This window comes from Lysinibacillus macroides (assembly GCF_001281525.1).
GTDB lineage: Bacteria > Bacillota > Bacilli > Bacillales_A > Planococcaceae > Lysinibacillus > Lysinibacillus macroides.
The window spans coordinates 1,095,394-1,112,050 of the sequence record NZ_LGCI01000010.1 but is presented as its reverse complement, the minus strand read 5'-3'; the positions used below and the strand labels follow the sequence as shown (position 1 = coordinate 1,112,050).

The window sequence follows — 16,657 nt, the reverse complement described above, 5'->3', positions numbered from 1 at the left end:
TGATCAATCGCTGGATAGGTTAGCATGACCAAACTAGTGAGGTTCTATCATGAGCGATCGATGAGTATAAAGGCGATGCAAGTAAGTATTCGCTCAACAGTGTAAATACGCGAGCTGATCCATAATTACCGAATGATAAAAAGTTATGGAGATCAGCATAAGGCAGATGTTAAACTAGTAACCATGGGGTAGGAAGCCAAATTTTAAAATAACTGTTTATCAAGCGCTAGATTGAACTATCATTGCAACAGATTGCGTTCATTTTCGTTGTTCTATCTATTGGGCAATGGATGAAGCGCGCTGACAAATATAATCCCACAAAATAGAAATGTATACGTCATGTATTATGTAAATGTCTATCTGGATGATGACCTCAACAACAGCAGTACTTACAGCGTTATACATAATTCCATTGGCTTCTTAGATGATATTAATAAGAAAACAAAAGTGATGAAACGGAAGGCATAGGGCTTTCGACGTTTTGATCACTTTTGGGTAAATCCCTTATTGTATCTAAAGTATAAAGAAATCGGAGTTTATTTAGGCTAACTTTTTAGTTTAAAACTTTTATTCTTGATTCATTGCATTTTCATCCATATAAACTACTTCCCAAATATGTCCATCTAAGTCATGGAAACCCCAACCGTACATAAATCCATGATCTTGTGGCTCACTATATGATTTACCGCCAGAGGCCAGTGCCTTATTTACTAATTGGTCAACCTGTTCTCGATTTTCAGCAGATAGGCATAAAATTGCTTCTGCAGAAGATGTAGTATCGGTAATTTCTTTCTTAGTAAATTCTTTGAAGTGCTCTTCGACCATTATTAAGGCGAAGATATTTTCACTAATGATCATTGATGCTGTTGTTTCATCGCTGAATTGTTGATTGAACGCAAAACCTAACGTCTGAAAAAATGTGATAGATTTGCCCAGATCTTTTACTGGTAAATTGATGAAAATATTTTTTGATTGAAAAGCCATTTTTTATCACCTCCAACTCGACAGTAGCATAGAAATAAAAGTTATGTCAATTTCACCTGTTTTTATAATTCTAGTAATACTTTCTCACTAAAAAAGCAGAAACATTGATTTCCCAACATTTCTGCTTTTAAAATTTATCTTTTGGCTAGCATTCTTTCTAGGGAGCTAAGCGCTTCAGCTGTCGTCCGCTCATCTACCTGTATACGATTATGTGGCTGTCCTTGTTCAATGCTTTCAAGACACCATAACAAATGTGGAAGGTCAATTCGATTCATTGTTAAGCAAGGGCAGAAGTTTTCATTTAACGAGATAATATGTTTGTCTGGATGCTGTTTAATAATACGGTTGACAAGGTTCATTTCTGTGCCAATTGCCCAGGCAGAGCCGCTTGGGGCTTGATTAATAGTATCAATAATGTATTTCGTTGAGCCTGCATCATCAGCTGCTGCCACAACCTCACGACTGCATTCAGGGTGAACAATAATCCTCATATTTGGATATTCTTTGCGAACGTTTTCTGTATGATAAACTGTAAAACCTTCATGCACAGAACAATGACCTTTCCATAAAATAACTTGAATATCTTCTAAGGGCTGCTTTGTTTCTAGTTCATTTGCATGTGGATTCCACACAGCCATATTTTCGAGAGGAACGCCTAAATCATAAGCGGTATTTCTTCCTAAATGTTGATCAGGCAAAAATAAAATACGTTGTTTTTGTGTAAAAGCCCATTGCACAAGCTCTTTTGCATTGGATGATGTGACACAAGCTCCTCCATGCCTTCCTGTAAAGGCTTTAATGGCAGCAGTTGAGTTCACATAGGTTAAGGGAAGAATAGTATCGCCAAAGAATCCCTGAAGAATTGGCCATGCTTGCTCTGTTTGATAAATATCCGCCATATCCGCCATCGAACAGCCAGCTCGCATATCTGGCAAATAAACATGCTGTTGTTTTGTTGTGAGCATATCTGCAGTTTCTGCCATAAAATGAACACCACAAAATACAATATGCTCAGCTTTCTTGTTGGCTGCTGATAATTGGGCAAGCTGTAGGGAATCACCTGTTGCATCTGCAAATTGAATGACTTCATCCTTTTGATAATGATGACCTGGAATAAATAGCTTATGTCCTAATTTCTTTTTGATTGCTAAAATACGAGATTCCATTTCCTTTACGGATAGTGTCCGATAATGCTCAGGCAGTAATGTCGTTTGTTGTAATAAACTAGTAATGGACAAGGGAACGATCTCCTTTCATTTGTACAAGTGCACTAATATCAAAGGCTTTAACGGAATGGGTTAATGAACCAAGTGAAATCCATTGAATACCTGATTGCGCATAAGCCTGTAAATTTTCAACTGTAATCCCTCCTGACGCTTCTGTTGCAATAGAAGAAGGAACAGTAGGGAGCCATGCGCGTATTTCTTCAGGACTACGATTATCAAACATTATAATATCCGCCCCTGCCGTGACGGCTTCATCCAGTTGTGCCTTTGTTTCAATCTCAACTTCAATTTTAACCGTATGACCAACTTTTGCACGAGCGATTTGAACGGCCTTTGTGATGCTACCGGCAAAAGCAATGTGGTTATCCTTTAACATAATTGCATCATATAGACCATGACGATGATTATAAGCGCCACCGATTCTTACAGCATATTTATCAAGCATACGTAAGCCAGGAATCGTTTTACGTGTATCACATATTTTCGCATGAGTCCCTTTTGTTTTTTGAACAGCTTGATGGGTGGCTGTAGCAATCGCAGACATACGTTGAATAAGGTTTAGAATAACACGCTCACCCATTAATAATTTCTGCAAAGGGCCCTTAATAACAGCAAGCACATCCCCAGCCTCTACTGTATCGCCATCTTGCTTATTCAGCTGGATTTCCATTGAGTGATCAAGTAGAAGAAAGCCATGCTCAATAATGGGTGCTCCACAAAAAATCCCACTTTCTTTAGCATAAAAAGAAAAAGCCCCTTCTTGCTTAGCTGAAAATATAAATTCACTTGATAAATCCCCATCACCTATATCCTCATTAAAAAATTGCTTGAGCATTTCCTCGAGCTTGATGATATTCATACAAAGAGTTCCTCACTTTCATTTGACCTTGTGAAAAAATAATCCAGCGGTTTGCCCATTGTGCCTCTATCTTAGGCTGATCCGTACGAATATGGGCTCCGCGTGTTTCTGTTCTTGTGATGGCAGCATGCACCATTAAAGTTGCGACAATATGCATCATCAGTAATTCCAGCTCTGCCTGCTCCAATCCTTGTAAATGAACGTGGAGCAATAATTGTAATGAAGGCAATTGCTGTGCAAAATGCTGCATGTCTTCATTATTTCGAACAATGCCTAAAAACTGCATCATCTGTTGCTGTAATTGCTCCTTACTCAATAAAGATGGCAATGTGTTAGAACATTTAGAGTGATGAAGTATGAAATTTTTTTGATGGTAGCCTTTTTGAATAATAAACTGCGCCATTTTTTGCCCAAATGTAATACCTTCCAATAGGGAATTGCTAGCTAAACGATTCGCGCCATGCACGCCGGTACAAGCAACCTCACCAACTGCATATAAGTTAGCTAGCGTAGTTCGCCCTTTATCGTCAGCAATGATACCTCCCATTAAAAAATGACTGCCTGGTGCGACAGGGATTAAGCCGTTCTGTAAATCAATTTGATTGTCATCACAGAGCTGTGCAATTGTTGGAAATCTCGTTCTAAAATTATTAATGCCAGCAATATCAATAAACGTTTCCTCACCAGCAGCACGCTTGTGATAAAGGGCAAGGGCAGTAATATGTCTGGGCGCTAAGTCAAGCTGTGCATGTAAGCCTTTCATAATGGAATGACGCTGTGCATCCACAAATATACCACCAGCGCCTCGTACAGCTTCTGAAACTAATCCCTTCGCTTTATTTTCACACCATAGCAAGCTTGGATGAAATTGCATAAATTCCATATCACTAACAGCAGCACCCGCACGAAAGGCTAGAGCAATACCATCGCCAGTATTTGTTGGATAATTTGATGTGCAGGAGTAAAGAGCACCTGCACCCCCTGTCGCTAGAATAATATGATGGGCAAAATAACGTTTGATACCATGTCGTCCCTTTGTCAATACACCTACACAGTCACCATCTGTATTCAGTAAAAGCTCATAAGCCATTTCATAACAATTAATCTTTGTTTTAGGGGATAGTTTATGAAGCAAGTAATCGATAAAAATTTGACCAGTTCGATCACCACCTGCATGTAGGATACGATGATGGCTGTGGGCTCCCTCTAAGCCTAACGCAGGTTTTCCGTTGCTATGTCGATCAATCGGAAGCCCCGATTTTAGATAGTTATTTATTATTTTTGCCCCATCTTGTATTAGTGCTTCTACATGTCCTTTTTCATGATGATATTCTCCCGCCTTCAATGTATCCGCAACATGGTATTCAACATGATCTTCCTCACTTGTAACAGCAGCCACACCGCCTTGTGCACGATAAGAACTACTAACATGCACCGCTGACTTAGTGACAATTTGCACCTGAAAATGTTTTTCAAGCAGTAAGGCAGCTTGAAGTGCAGCAATACCACTGCCAATAATAACGACGTCTGTCATTACATCCATAGTTATACCTTCTTTACAGTTGTCTTGACACATATCTTTACATAAAATAAAAAAGAAAACAAGACCTGATAGATAAGAGAGGAAGAATATGATGATTTATATGGATTATGCAGCAACCTCACCTATGATGAAGAAAGCTCTGAACGTATATACAGAGGTGGCACAGCGCTATTATGGAAATAGTGCAAGTCTTCATGATTTAGGAGGGCAAGCCCATTATTTTGTGCAGCAGTCAAGAGAGGTGGTAGCCAAGGCGCTTGGAGTTCATAGTGATGGGGTGATCTTTACAGGAAGCGGTACAGAAGGCAATTTAATAGCCATTTTATCATTAGCATTTGCCTCTACAAAGGGGAAGCATATTATTTCCTCACAGGCTGAGCATACATCTGTACATGCAGCATTAAACACACTTGAGAAAATGGGTTTTACTGTAACAAAATTACCATTGCAAAAAGATGGTGGTATTGATATACAGCAATTGCGACAAACAATCCGTGAAGATACAGCTTTAATAACTATCCAGCATGTGAATTCTGAAATTGGCGCTATTCAACCTATGGAAGAAATAATAGGAGTGGCAAGAGAAGCAAATATTTTCTGTCATGTTGATTGTGTACAATCCTTTGGCAAAATACAATTACCCAAACAAGTAGATGCTATGACAGTCTCAGCTCATAAAATTGGTGGACCAAAAGGTTGTGGTGCAGTTTACATTAACCCAACAATCCGAGTTTCTGCATTAACGCCAGGTGTAACACATGAGCGGGGATTAAGAGGAGGGACGTTAGATACGCCAGCAATAGCAGCCTTTGCAACAGCGATTGAAAACTACCAGTATGATTTGCAGCAGTATAAGGTGTTAAGGGAAATTTTTATAAAAAACTTACCTAAAACATGCCAGCTAATAGAATGTGGTCAGCAATTACCAAGTATTTGTGGTGTGATGATGGAAAAAGTAGAAGGACAATATGTGTTATTAAAGTTAAACGAGGCAGGCATTTGTATCTCAACAGGAAGTGCGTGTGATATTCATAGTGAATCGGGAACAAAAGCAATTTTATCAATGGGCTATTCAATGGAAGCAGCCCGACAATTTTTTAGAATATCTTTTGGCCCTTCCACAACATTTGAAAAGATTGAAAGATTACAAAAAGCACTTTCTGCAGTTTAAAAAAGTGAGATCTATTGAGGTTGTCAGAGAAGGGAGTTTTCAAGCAAAATTAAAAATATCAAAACATCAATTTAATAGCATTTTGATATTCAAGAGATTTTGTGAAAAGAAGCTTATTTGACAACCCCATATATTTCTAAATATGGTGTATCCTTAAGATATTATCTAAGAGCCAACAGCTACATATATACTTTGATGATTGTGGGGAGAATCAACTATGGAAAGACAATTGTGATAACAGAAAGTATTTCTTTGACACCTGAGTTCCTTTAGTAGAGCATCTGAAATTAAAAATTATTGAATATATATAATACGAAACAGTGCAAGGCAACAAACCAAGTGAGTGTACGCTCAAAAGGTATTGATATGCCTAAAAATAGGAAAATTATAAATAATTACGGCTCGTTACCATAGCTTGTGATTGACTTTACTCTACCAAGGTAATTATCCTAGAGACGTCTGAGGAGCCCATTTACTCGCTCCAGTCAGCTATTAGTCAATTTTAAAATATCAATCATATCTCTGGATTTGTATATTTTTCGATGACCTTCTACAATATGGAATATAATTTGTCTAAGGTAATTATACCTAATTGTTAGGTAAAGAGGTATATTTTATCATTAAATGTTTGAAAGAGAGCTATTAAAATATATATTATCACGTCTGTTGATTAACCAATTTTTACCACCAAAAACTAATAAAAAAGAGAGATTCCATGTAAAATGTAAGTTACCACACCAACATTTACAAGGAGGAATCTCTCATGGTTAAGAATACCGCGATTTTCACACTACTTCAAAACTTTATTTCACAGGAAGAAATCAATGGGATTCTAGCTGAGTTTCAGTTTAAAGATACGGCGCGTAAATGTGATGTACCAACACTTTTAAACTACTTGGTTGGCGCTGCTATATTCGAATGGAAAAGCTTGCGTTACGCTTCAGATGTGGCGACGGAGAAAGGCTTGAAATCAGTAGACTATTCTACGCTGTCCAAACGTTTAGGCGAACTAAATTATCTGATTGTTAAACGAATTTTTGAACGAATTATCGGCCGATTAAATCGATCAGCGAGACGTTCACTTAAGCTTGAAAAAGAACTACTGGCAATTGATTCAACAACGATGACGGTCGGAAAAAATCGTTTACCATGGGCGCTGTATCATGGCGAACGTTCAGGTATTAAATTGCACGTCAGCTTTACAAATAACACAGGGATGCCTCTTCAAATCGTTGAAACAACAGGTTTGAAACACGATGGTCCTGTCGGTGTTGAACTCGAAAATAAGCGATTTATTTTAGTAGCGGATCGGGCCTATTTTTCAGTGGATAAAGTCGATCGGTATGTGAAAACAAAGCAAGGTTTTGTCATCCGTTTAAAGGGTAATATCCAGTTAAACCGCAAAAAATCGTTAAAAAGGGCTACTGTTGAAGGGTCCAATATCGTTGCTGATTTCACATGTACACTTGGCTCGGCGCAAAAACAAACAAAGGAACGTCACCGTGTTATTGAGTTTACGGATTATGAAGGCGCCATTGTACGGGTTGTCACGAATCTTCGTGAGGGAATGGCGGAAGAAATCGCTGGCATGTATAAAGAACGTTGGGCAATTGAATCCTTTTTTCGCTGGATTAAACAGAATTTAAATGTGCCTGTGTTATTTGGTACGACGAAAAATGCGGTATTTAATCAGCTATTTGCGGCTTTAATTGCCTATGTATTATTAAAGTTTTTGCATACAGAAGGACACAAGAAAAATAACTGTAAACGCCTATCTTTCGCTGGTTTTACACGCCAGCTTCTTTGCGCTACTCTGCCAATCGAATGGCGTATTGGCATCAAAGAAATACTCGCATTTCATGGGGAACTGACGCAAATAAATACTGGTTGATTTTGGTTAATCAACACGTGTGATATATTATAAAATAATTGTTTTCTTTTGAATTAACTATTGCTATAATGTGTTGCAGGACAATAATTTCTCTTACTTAGCAAAAATATCTTCAAAAAGTAATAATTTCTTTTTTTAATAAAAAAAGTATTGCACAATGTTAGAAAACGTTATACAATAATTCTTGTCTTGAAGGACAGGAAAACAACTTTCAAAACAATGTACATACAAAAAGTCTAGTGATAATGGCAAAGAGGTCACACCCGTTCCCATCCCGAACACGGAAGTTAAGCTCTTTCGCGCCGATGGTAGTTGGGGGCTTCCCCCTGTGAGAGTAGGACATTGCTAGGCATAATACCCAGGAGGATTAGCTCAGCTGGGAGAGCATCTGCCTTACAAGCAGAGGGTCGGCGGTTCGAGCCCGTCATCCTCCACCATATGCCGGTTTAGCTCAGCAGGTAGAGCAACTGACTTGTAATCAGTAGGTCGTGGGTTCGATTCCTATAGCCGGCACCATTTTTCGAGCCATTAGCTCAGTTGGTAGAGCATCTGACTTTTAATCAGAGGGTCGAAGGTTCGAGTCCTTCATGGCTCACCATTTCGAAATAATAAGAAGCGGGTGTGGCGGAATTGGCAGACGCACTAGACTTAGGATCTAGCGCCGCAAGGCGTGGGGGTTCGACTCCCTTCACCCGCACCATTATTTTCATTGCCAGATAAAAAAACGTATGCACATGCGGAAGTAGTTCAGTGGTAGAACACCACCTTGCCAAGGTGGGGGTCGCGAGTTCGAACCTCGTCTTCCGCTCCAAATGTGCCGGGGTGGCGGAACTGGCAGACGCACAGGACTTAAAATCCTGCGGTAGGTGACTACCGTACCGGTTCGATTCCGGTCCTCGGCACCATTTTAAATGCGCCCGTAGCTCAATTGGATAGAGCGTCTGACTACGGATCAGAAGGTTATGGGTTCGACTCCTGTCGGGCGCGCCAAAAGAACAACGGGAAGTAGCTCAGCTTGGTAGAGCACTTGGTTTGGGACCAAGGGGTCGCAGGTTCGAATCCTGTCTTCCCGACCATTTCCTAAAAATTATGGGGCCTTAGCTCAGCTGGGAGAGCGCCTGCCTTGCACGCAGGAGGTCAGCGGTTCGATCCCGCTAGGCTCCACCATAAGTAAATTAACCAGTATAAAGATCCTGGCGGCGTAGCTCAGCTGGCTAGAGCGTACGGTTCATACCCGTAAGGTCGGGGGTTCGATCCCCTCTGCCGCCATCTTAAAGGACCTTTAGCTCAGTTGGTTAGAGCAGACGGCTCATAACCGTCCGGTCGCAGGTTCGAGTCCTGCAAGGTCCACCATTTATATATTGTAACGGAGGTATACCCAAGTCTGGCTGAAGGGATCGGTCTTGAAAACCGACAGGCGGGTAACACCGCGCGGGGGTTCGAATCCCTCTACCTCCTCCAGTTTTCTGTCTTTATAAATGGTGCTTGAAAAACTCGAAACAACATATGATTATCGCGGGGTGGAGCAGTGGTAGCTCGTCGGGCTCATAACCCGAAGGTCGTTGGTTCAAATCCGGCCCCCGCAACCAATTTTATCTGTGCGAAAGCGAAGCGACAGCAACAAAATGTTTTCTGTGCGAAAGCGAAGCGACAGCAACAAAATGTTTTCTGTGCGAAAGCGAAGCGACAGCAACAAAAAGGTCCCGTGGTGTAGCGGTTAACATGCCTGCCTGTCACGCAGGAGATCGCCGGTTCGATCCCGGTCGGGACCGCCATTTTTTTATAGAATGATAGAAAAAGTAAAGCAAGGAAGAAATGGGTCAGTAGCTCAGTTGGTAGAGCATTAGATTGAAGCTCTAAGTGTCGGCGGTTCGATTCCGTCCTGACCCACCATTTATGCGGGTGTAGTTTAATGGTAAAACCTCAGCCTTCCAAGCTGATGTCGTGGGTTCGATTCCCATCACCCGCTCCAAGGGCCTATAGCTCAGCTGGTTAGAGCGCACGCCTGATAAGCGTGAGGTCGATGGTTCGAGTCCATTTAGGCCCACCATTATTCCGAAGTAGCTCAGTTGGTAGTAGCACCTGACTGTTAATCAGGTTGTCGCAGGTTCGAGTCCTGCCTTCGGAGCCATTTTATTTTGGGGAAGTACTCAAGAGGCTGAAGAGGCGCCCCTGCTAAGGGTGTAGGTCGGGTAACCGGCGCGAGGGTTCAAATCCCTCCTTCTCCGCCATGGGCCCGTTGGTCAAGTGGTTAAGACACCGCCCTTTCACGGCGGTAACACGGGTTCGAATCCCGTACGGGTCATACAAAGTGCAGTAGATGAACAATCATCTATTGCACTTTTTTTCTGTTTAAAAAGAAGAGAGTCGGATAGAAGTACCTATTAGCTGGAACGAAGCGTGAAACTGACGGATAGCCCTGATCAATCGCTGGATAGGTTAGCATGACCAAACTAGTGGGGTTCTATCATAAATATTGGAGTTTCCATACAATTTATAAAAAAGTATATGACGATTGAGAATACGTAAAATTAGGCATCTTTCAATAGGGGACATCCCACACAATTGATGTAGAATGCCCTCGTTAAGTAAGTTTATAGTTATAGAAAGTGTTTGATTATAATAACCAGCCATCTAGCGCTTGATGTACAGATGAGATTCTCCTATACTTTATTATAGAATCACGACTATGCATTCCTAAAAGAATATATAGTACTATATTTGTACAAAAAAGATTATTTAGCTTGGATATTAGAGCCTTCTCAATTTACAAATTTGATTAACTAGGTAAAATATTATGCTTGCTTAACTCCACCAAATACAGCCAATTCCATCCATTTAAAATAACAATCTACATGATTAAAACCTATTTCCTCTAACCAATTTAATTGAACATCGACTCTTTCCAATCGATTATCCATTTTATCTGGGCGGCTATAGTATTCGATAGATGCCGTAGATCTATCTTTATTATTATATGCTGCTATATGGTCAATAAAAAATTCATCATGTAATTTTCTATTTTAGGGGTAGCAGAAGCAACATGTTCAATATTAATGAATATGCCTCCTTGCGCTAATATATCAAATATTTCGCTATATAATATTCTTTTCTGTTCATTAGAAAGGTGGTGTATCGCATAGCCTGAAACGATACAATCTACTGTTCCTCTATCAGCATATTCAGTAAGGCTTTCACTAAAATCTCCATTAATCATTTCACATCTTTCAAGATAATCCTTCATATTTATTCTTGCATTTTCAATCATTGGTTCTGAATGATCTATTAATATAGCTATAGCTTCAGGATAAGATTTAAGTAATATTTCAGCTAAAAAACCATTTCCACATCCTAAATCTATAATTTTTTTTGGGTTTGCATTAAAATAATCTACTATTTGAAGCATTAGTTGTGCTTGTACAGCCCCAAACGGTATAGCCCCCCTTACCTCATCTAAATAATGAATACTAATATCTTTCCTTTGCCAATTTGTATTTGCCATTATAAAATTACCTCCATAAATTATATAGCATGTTAAATTTGGTTAAAATTAAGTGTATTCGAGTATATATACCTAAAAATGGAACTTTTTATTCTGAAAACCTTCATTTCCGATTAGCTTGAATATGATGCTGTTTTGATGGTTAAGGCACCATGACATTTAAAAATAGCACTGAATCTGACATGCTATTGTAATTCTGAAAATGACCCATGTAAAATGGCATGCATGCGACTTCGTAAAAGAATGATTTTTTATCAACTGCCATGTAGGGCAATCATATGTCTTATACAAATATTCTTCTTTTTAGCAATCATAGGGTTTTGGCAATGTCTTACTAATTATCTTTGCATAAACGAAACCGCATAAGGATATGAAATTAGCTGGTTTTTCATCTGGATTCTCCATGATTCCCGCGTTTGGTCGATTTTCCTTTACTTCTACGAATGTGTTGTTCTCTATTAGATTGTTACCTGCGTAATTTATAAACTATATGCTCACCTATTTTAGAGCTAGACGGCTTTACATCATGACGGAGGGACAAATAAATGAGTTTACAATCGATAACAGCTAATCAAAGACAATATAGCATCAAAACTAGTGAATTTTAATATTTGCAATTTTATAAGCACCATAATCATCTATAATCACCGTATAGGTCTTATAGCGATCATAGAATTGATAGTTGCTTTGTGCATCATAGAAATCAAACGTTTCATTCATGTCGACATAGTATTGACCGTTTGAATATTGGACATCTAGCACTTCATTGCCTGTAAAATAGAAATAATGTCCTTGATACGCAATTTCATCCATATATTTCTCTAATTCTTGATAGGCGGAACTTCCGGGTGCAAGCATATCGGTAATCCAGTAAAAATCACCTTCATTGAGTGCCATTTCGTAATAGAGTCGAAATGCTTGCACAAATTGTCCTGCTAATTGGGCATCTGTTTCGTTCGTTGTTTCTTGTTCAATAGGGGCTTCTTGGCTACTTACATATACATTTGCAACAGAGCGAATCTCGTTTGCAGACAGGGGCTTAGTAATCCATCCATCAAATTGGTCAAGCATGCTATAAAGAGGGATGGAGAAGGCAAAATTCGTACTTGTTTCAGTTGTGTAAAGTAGCGAATTAATCCCTACTACATTGCTTGTACTGACATCAACCAATGGACCACCACTACTACCTTTATCAATTTGTGCATCGACCTAATAGATATACTTATATATAAAATTTTCAAGTTCCATATCACGTTTATTGCCTGTTATGTAGCCAATAGAAGCCGAATTTTCAAAGCCTTGTGGACTACCAAATGCACTGACCTCTAAGCCTATCGGGGATTCAATGGTTTCAATATCTAGTGGTTCGGTGTCTTGATAGCTAGATACCTGTATTAACACGATGTCATAGCGATCGGATATACCGATGACAGTACCTGGTGATTCTTGGTCCATTGAATTACGAATGATGGCATGTACTTCACCTTCGACAACATGTGCATTTGTAATAACATACCCACCTTTTTTATAGAGAAAGCCAGAGCCTTGCCCGTTGTTAGTTAGGATAGTGAATACCTTTTGCTGGATTTCCTTTATAAGTGTGACACGATCAACTTGCTGTGCATGCGTTTCTTGTTTTTTTGATCAGTTCTTCAGAGGAAACTTGTTGGGCATTTAATTGCTGATGATCATTTGTTTCCGTGTAAGTATTTGAAATATTCTTTTGATCCGTGAAAAAATCCCAATATGCATAGCCAAGCCCACCCATTGCGATAAAACAGACGGATCATACGATAGTTGCCCATACTGGGATACCTTTTTTTGATAATGATGAATACGTGAGTTTACTGCCACAGCCTGAGTAAAATTTACTGTCTGTAAGATTTTTATGATGACAATTTGGACACTTCATCCTTTCACACCCTATGAAATATTTACTAGTTGTATCGGCTTATAAATATGAATTTATAGGTATTTGTGGAATTATATAACTGAAGGGAGAGTTAGGATTAAATTATTTTGTTTTTTTTATTGACTTTAACGTTGCGTTAACGTTTACAGTAGCATTAATGGAGGTGACAAGATGGAATATACCATTCAAGAGCTTGCTAATTTATCGGGGGTTAGTACAAGAACGCTGCGCTATTATGATGAAATCGGGTTATTGAAGCCAGCGAGGACGAATGAGGCAGGCTATCGCTTTTACAGACAGTTTGAAGTCGATATGCTCCAACAGATTTTATTTTACAGGGCATTAGATATGAAGCTATCGACTATTCAAGACATTATTCAGGCGCCTAACTTTCAGCATTTTAAAGCACTGAAAGCACATCAAGCAGCGTTGTTAAAACGCAAGCAGCAGCTTGAGGAAATCTTACAAACAGTAGAAAAAACAATACAATCCATTGAGGAGGAACAACCTATGTCAAATGAAGAAAAATTTAAAGGCTTTAAAGAAAAGCTAATCGCGGATAATGAAAAACAATATGGCCAAGAAATTCGTGAAAAATATGGTGATGAAACAGTGGATGCTTCGAATGCCAAGCTTATGAATATGACAGAGCAGCAGTACCAAGAAATGCAGCAGCTAGAGCAGCAAATGTTTGAGCGTTTAGCTGAAGCAATGGAACTAGGGGATGCCACAAGTGATATCGCAATGGAGGTAGCGGAACTGCATAAACGATGGCTAAGCTTTACATGGAAGGAATATTCGAAGGAAGCACATGCAGGTCTTGCACAAATGTATATAGCAGATGAACGTTTTGCAGCATATTATAATGAGCGTAGTACAGCAGGTGCAGTACAGTTTTTACGTGATGCCATTATAGCTTACACAAGTAAGTAAAAGGAGCTTCCTTATGCTGACATGTTTTAGAAAGCGTAAATTCGGAAAACATGAAAGCATAAGGAGGGGATCTTTGTGGATCAACAAGTAATGCAAAGGTTAAAAAGACAATTGGAGCAAGAATTGCAAGAAATTGAACAGCGATTAGACGAATCTGAACGACCTCAGGCGACAGAGCTATCTAATTATGACAATCATCCAGCAGATAATGCCAGTGATTTAACGGATCAGCTTACTGAAATGGCGATTGATGAGCATCGTGGTGATGATGCGGAGGAAATTAAGGAAGCCCTACAAGCAATGAACGATGGGACATATGGCAAATGTGCTGTTTGTGGTGAAGACATTCCAATCGGGCGTTTAGAAGCTATGCCAAAAGCATTGACCTGTGTGGAACATGCAGAGAAAAAAGAAGAACACTTACGACCAGTGGAAGAGGATTTACTCTCATCAACACCAAAATCAGATGATTTTATAGAACTTGAAGAATTTGGCTCCTCAGATACACCACAAGATAAAATTTAGGAAGCTTTCCCTCATGAAAACAGTATAATAGCTGTAGAGGTGAGAGGATGAAGATTATTGATTTACATTGTGATGCACTGTTAAAATTAACGACACTTGAAACAGCCAACTTTGCAGACGATACCCATATAGATGCGAATCAAAAAAGACTACAATTAGGGCAGGTAGAGGCTCAGGTATTTGCGATCTTTATTAATCCAAACATACCGCAACATCAGCAATTTCTTGAGGTGGTGCGTCAAATTGAAGCATTTCATACCCATGTATTACAAACAGAGGGGATGGTGCATATTACCGATTGGGCGCAGTTAGAGCAATTGGCACCCCATGAAATAGGCGCCATTTTAAGCTTAGAGGGCTGTGGTGCAATTGGTGAGGATTTAACCAAGCTCATCGCCATTTTAGATGCTGGTGTAAAATTAGTAGGATTAACATGGAATGAGGAAAATGCTATAGCTCATGGCGCTGAACAGGATGCAAGTCTTGGGTTGAAGCCATTTGGTGAAGAGGTCATACAATTATTAAATGAGCGCGATATTATTATGGATGTCTCCCATCTAAATGAACAAAGCTTTTGGGATGTCTTGCCGTTAGCGAAGCATATTATTGCAAGTCATAGTAATGCTCGCACACTTTGTGACCATCCACGTAATTTAACAGATGCGCAAGCCAAGGCTCTTGTCAATCATGGGGGACATATCCATGTTGTTTACTATCCACCTTTTATTGGTGAGGAGGCAACATTAGCGCATTTAGTAAACCATGTGGAGCATTTGGCGAACCTCGTAGGTGTTGAGCATATCGGGTTAGGCTCCGATTTTGATGGTATTGATAGGGTTGTCGATGGTTTAGCACATGCAGGAGAGACACAAAATTTAGTAGCGGCATTACGCACACGTTTTTCAGAGGAAGAGGTACTAGGCATTACTAGTCACAATTTTAAACGCTATGTAAAAAAAGCAGCAACCCGTTAAGGCTGCCGCAGCTTTTAAGAAAGAAAATAATGAGCTAATAAACCGATTCCTAATAGGAAGCCGAAAATTGTATTGGTTTGCGCTGTATACTTCATCGCAGGCATTACTTCTTTGGCTTCTTTTTTGTCACGGAAAATTTGAATAGCGCGTAATGGTTTTGGCACACTTACAAATATAATAAGTGCCCAAAATGTAATGCCATCTATGGCAACAAGGGCAATTACCCATAAATAGGACACAATAAAAAAGCCAGATAATACAGAAATGGCATGACCACGCCCTACCAAAATAGCCAAGGTTTTTCGTCCACCCTCTGTATCACCCACAATATCACGTATATTGTTCGATAACATAATGGCACCAACTAGAATCATGCTTGGGACAGAAAGCAACACGGCATCCAGTGTTACTGTAAGCGTTTGAATATAGAAGGCAATTAATACAATGCCCATCCCCATTACTGCGCCAGAGACAATTTCACCAAATGGAGAATAGGCGATTGGGTATGGTCCACCTGTATATAAGAAACCAATCAGCATACAAACAAGTCCGACAGCTGCTAACCACCAAGATGTTGAGGCACATATATAAATGCCAAGAAGCACGGCAATGGCATAAAAGCTTAATGCAATCAACATAATCGTTTTCGGCTGCACTCCATGACGGACAATCGTTCCGCCAATCCCAACAGAATGCTCGTTATCTAAGCCTAATTTGTAATCATAATATTCATTGAACATATTTGTTGCTGCCTGAATCAGCATACTTGCGATGAGCATAGCAAAAAATAGTCCAAAATCAATGGTTTCCTTTTCAATTGCTAGAGCAATTGCTGTTCCTAGGAATACTGGAACAAATGAAGCGGTTAAAGTATGAGGTCGTGTTAAATGCCACCAAACTTTCAAACCCCTATCAGCTTCAATGACTTTGGTCATAAGGTCTTTCTCTCCTTCAAATGTTGTCGACTCTTCTTATTTTAAACGAAGAATGAGAAAATGGGTAGGTTCACAGCTTATTACATACTGTTTAATGACAAAAAGTGATACAATAGAACATGCATTTATGAACTGAAAGTAAAAAATAAGCGATAGGCAACGGTACGAATCATAGAGTTGCCAAGCAATTGTGATAATGTAC

13 protein-coding genes, 20 tRNA genes and 1 rRNA gene are annotated in these 16,657 nt (G+C 39.5%); 26 read left to right on the top strand and 8 right to left on the bottom strand.

What is annotated here, in order from left to right; all coding sequences use genetic code 11:
- Positions 1-567 precede the first annotated feature (567 nt).
- The 4 genes from ADM90_RS20305 to nadB form a co-directional block, all read right to left on the bottom strand.
- Positions 568-984 carry a VOC family protein gene (locus ADM90_RS20305; RefSeq protein ID WP_053996692.1) on the bottom strand — a complete coding sequence of 139 codons (417 nt, stop codon included), beginning with the start codon at positions 982-984 and terminating at the stop codon, positions 568-570.
- Positions 985-1,118: 134 nt separating this feature from the next.
- A complete protein-coding gene (gene nadA / locus ADM90_RS20300; RefSeq protein WP_053996691.1) occupies positions 1,119-2,222 on the bottom strand; it encodes a quinolinate synthase NadA in 1,104 nt (367 codons plus the stop codon).
- Positions 2,209-3,069 carry a carboxylating nicotinate-nucleotide diphosphorylase gene (nadC, locus tag ADM90_RS20295; RefSeq protein ID WP_053996690.1) on the bottom strand — a complete coding sequence of 287 codons (861 nt, stop codon included), beginning with the start codon at positions 3,067-3,069 and terminating at the stop codon, positions 2,209-2,211. Before nadC ends, nadA begins: the two co-directional genes overlap by 14 nt.
- Positions 3,026-4,612: an L-aspartate oxidase gene (nadB, locus tag ADM90_RS20290; protein WP_053996689.1), complete on the bottom strand. Its 1,587-nt coding sequence runs from the start codon at positions 4,610-4,612 to the stop codon at positions 3,026-3,028. The genes nadC and nadB overlap by 44 nt, the downstream gene beginning before the upstream one ends.
- A 91-nt stretch (positions 4,613-4,703) precedes the next feature.
- Between nadB and ADM90_RS20285 the strand changes: the two genes are divergently transcribed.
- The 23 genes from ADM90_RS20285 (at position 4,704) to ADM90_RS20175 (ending at position 9,979) form a co-directional block, all read left to right on the top strand.
- A complete protein-coding gene (locus ADM90_RS20285; RefSeq protein ID WP_235473733.1) occupies positions 4,704-5,783 on the top strand; it encodes a cysteine desulfurase family protein in 1,080 nt (359 codons plus the stop codon).
- Positions 5,784-6,546: 763 nt separating this feature from the next.
- Positions 6,547-7,674 (top strand): IS4 family transposase, encoded by a 1,128-nt coding sequence (locus ADM90_RS20280; RefSeq protein WP_053996687.1) that lies wholly within the window; start codon positions 6,547-6,549, stop codon positions 7,672-7,674.
- 235 nt (positions 7,675-7,909) lie between these two features.
- Positions 7,910-8,025, top strand: a 5S ribosomal RNA gene (rrf, locus tag ADM90_RS20275).
- A gap of 10 nt (positions 8,026-8,035) precedes the next feature.
- A tRNA-Val gene (locus ADM90_RS20270) sits at positions 8,036-8,111 on the top strand.
- Positions 8,112-8,114: 3 nt separating this feature from the next.
- Positions 8,115-8,190 (top strand) — tRNA-Thr (locus ADM90_RS20265).
- A 6-nt stretch (positions 8,191-8,196) separates the two neighbouring features.
- Positions 8,197-8,272, top strand: a tRNA-Lys gene (locus ADM90_RS20260).
- 17 nt (positions 8,273-8,289) lie between these two features.
- Positions 8,290-8,374 (top strand) — tRNA-Leu (locus ADM90_RS20255).
- 36 nt (positions 8,375-8,410) lie between these two features.
- Positions 8,411-8,485, top strand: a tRNA-Gly gene (locus ADM90_RS20250).
- 5 nt (positions 8,486-8,490) lie between these two features.
- A tRNA-Leu gene (locus ADM90_RS20245) sits at positions 8,491-8,579 on the top strand.
- Between the two features lie 8 nt (positions 8,580-8,587).
- Positions 8,588-8,664, top strand: a tRNA-Arg gene (locus ADM90_RS20240).
- A 9-nt stretch (positions 8,665-8,673) separates the two neighbouring features.
- Positions 8,674-8,750, top strand: a tRNA-Pro gene (locus ADM90_RS20235).
- Between the two features lie 15 nt (positions 8,751-8,765).
- Positions 8,766-8,841: transfer RNA gene (locus tag ADM90_RS20230), tRNA-Ala, on the top strand.
- A gap of 28 nt (positions 8,842-8,869) precedes the next feature.
- Positions 8,870-8,943 (top strand) — tRNA-Met (locus ADM90_RS20225).
- Positions 8,944-8,950: 7 nt separating this feature from the next.
- A tRNA-Ile gene (locus ADM90_RS20220) sits at positions 8,951-9,027 on the top strand.
- A gap of 15 nt (positions 9,028-9,042) precedes the next feature.
- Positions 9,043-9,135, top strand: a tRNA-Ser gene (locus ADM90_RS20215).
- 53 nt (positions 9,136-9,188) lie between these two features.
- Positions 9,189-9,263, top strand: a tRNA-Met gene (locus tag ADM90_RS20210).
- A gap of 110 nt (positions 9,264-9,373) precedes the next feature.
- Positions 9,374-9,449 (top strand) — tRNA-Asp (locus ADM90_RS20205).
- A gap of 42 nt (positions 9,450-9,491) precedes the next feature.
- Positions 9,492-9,567 (top strand) — tRNA-Phe (locus ADM90_RS20200).
- A 5-nt stretch (positions 9,568-9,572) separates the two neighbouring features.
- Positions 9,573-9,646: transfer RNA gene (locus ADM90_RS20195), tRNA-Gly, on the top strand.
- A 1-nt stretch (position 9,647) separates the two neighbouring features.
- Positions 9,648-9,724 (top strand) — tRNA-Ile (locus ADM90_RS20190).
- 4 nt (positions 9,725-9,728) lie between these two features.
- A tRNA-Asn gene (locus ADM90_RS20185) sits at positions 9,729-9,805 on the top strand.
- Between the two features lie 9 nt (positions 9,806-9,814).
- Positions 9,815-9,905 (top strand) — tRNA-Ser (locus ADM90_RS20180).
- 2 nt (positions 9,906-9,907) lie between these two features.
- Positions 9,908-9,979, top strand: a tRNA-Glu gene (locus ADM90_RS20175).
- A gap of 678 nt (positions 9,980-10,657) precedes the next feature.
- Here the strand turns inward: ADM90_RS20175 and ADM90_RS20170 are convergent.
- From ADM90_RS20170 to ADM90_RS25245, 3 genes are all read right to left on the bottom strand, one after another.
- Positions 10,658-11,176 (bottom strand): class I SAM-dependent methyltransferase, encoded by a 519-nt coding sequence (locus ADM90_RS20170; RefSeq protein WP_053996686.1) that lies wholly within the window; start codon positions 11,174-11,176, stop codon positions 10,658-10,660.
- Positions 11,177-11,770: 594 nt separating this feature from the next.
- Positions 11,771-12,346, bottom strand: a complete 576-nt coding sequence (locus ADM90_RS25250) for a TcaA NTF2-like domain-containing protein (protein ID WP_235473705.1) — start codon at positions 12,344-12,346, stop codon at positions 11,771-11,773.
- A 39-nt stretch (positions 12,347-12,385) separates the two neighbouring features.
- Positions 12,386-12,685, bottom strand: a complete 300-nt coding sequence (locus tag ADM90_RS25245; RefSeq protein ID WP_235473731.1) for a trypsin-like peptidase domain-containing protein — start codon at positions 12,683-12,685, stop codon at positions 12,386-12,388.
- A 574-nt stretch (positions 12,686-13,259) separates the two neighbouring features.
- Here ADM90_RS25245 and ADM90_RS20160 point away from each other — a divergent pair.
- The 3 genes from ADM90_RS20160 to ADM90_RS20150 all read left to right on the top strand — a co-directional run bounded on the left by ADM90_RS20160 (position 13,260) and on the right by ADM90_RS20150 (position 15,520).
- Positions 13,260-14,021 (top strand): MerR family transcriptional regulator, encoded by a 762-nt coding sequence (locus tag ADM90_RS20160; protein ID WP_053996685.1) that lies wholly within the window; start codon positions 13,260-13,262, stop codon positions 14,019-14,021.
- A gap of 75 nt (positions 14,022-14,096) precedes the next feature.
- Positions 14,097-14,546: a TraR/DksA C4-type zinc finger protein gene (locus ADM90_RS20155; RefSeq protein WP_053996684.1), complete on the top strand. Its 450-nt coding sequence runs from the start codon at positions 14,097-14,099 to the stop codon at positions 14,544-14,546.
- Positions 14,547-14,593: 47 nt separating this feature from the next.
- Complete coding sequence (locus ADM90_RS20150; protein ID WP_053996683.1) at positions 14,594-15,520, top strand: dipeptidase; 927 nt, start codon at positions 14,594-14,596, stop codon at positions 15,518-15,520.
- Positions 15,521-15,534: 14 nt separating this feature from the next.
- On the opposite strand, the gene ADM90_RS20145 is transcribed toward ADM90_RS20150, so the two are convergent.
- Positions 15,535-16,455, bottom strand: coding sequence for a 1,4-dihydroxy-2-naphthoate polyprenyltransferase (locus ADM90_RS20145; protein ID WP_053996682.1), 921 nt, complete (start codon positions 16,453-16,455; stop codon positions 15,535-15,537).
- Positions 16,456-16,657: the final 202 nt, after the last annotated feature.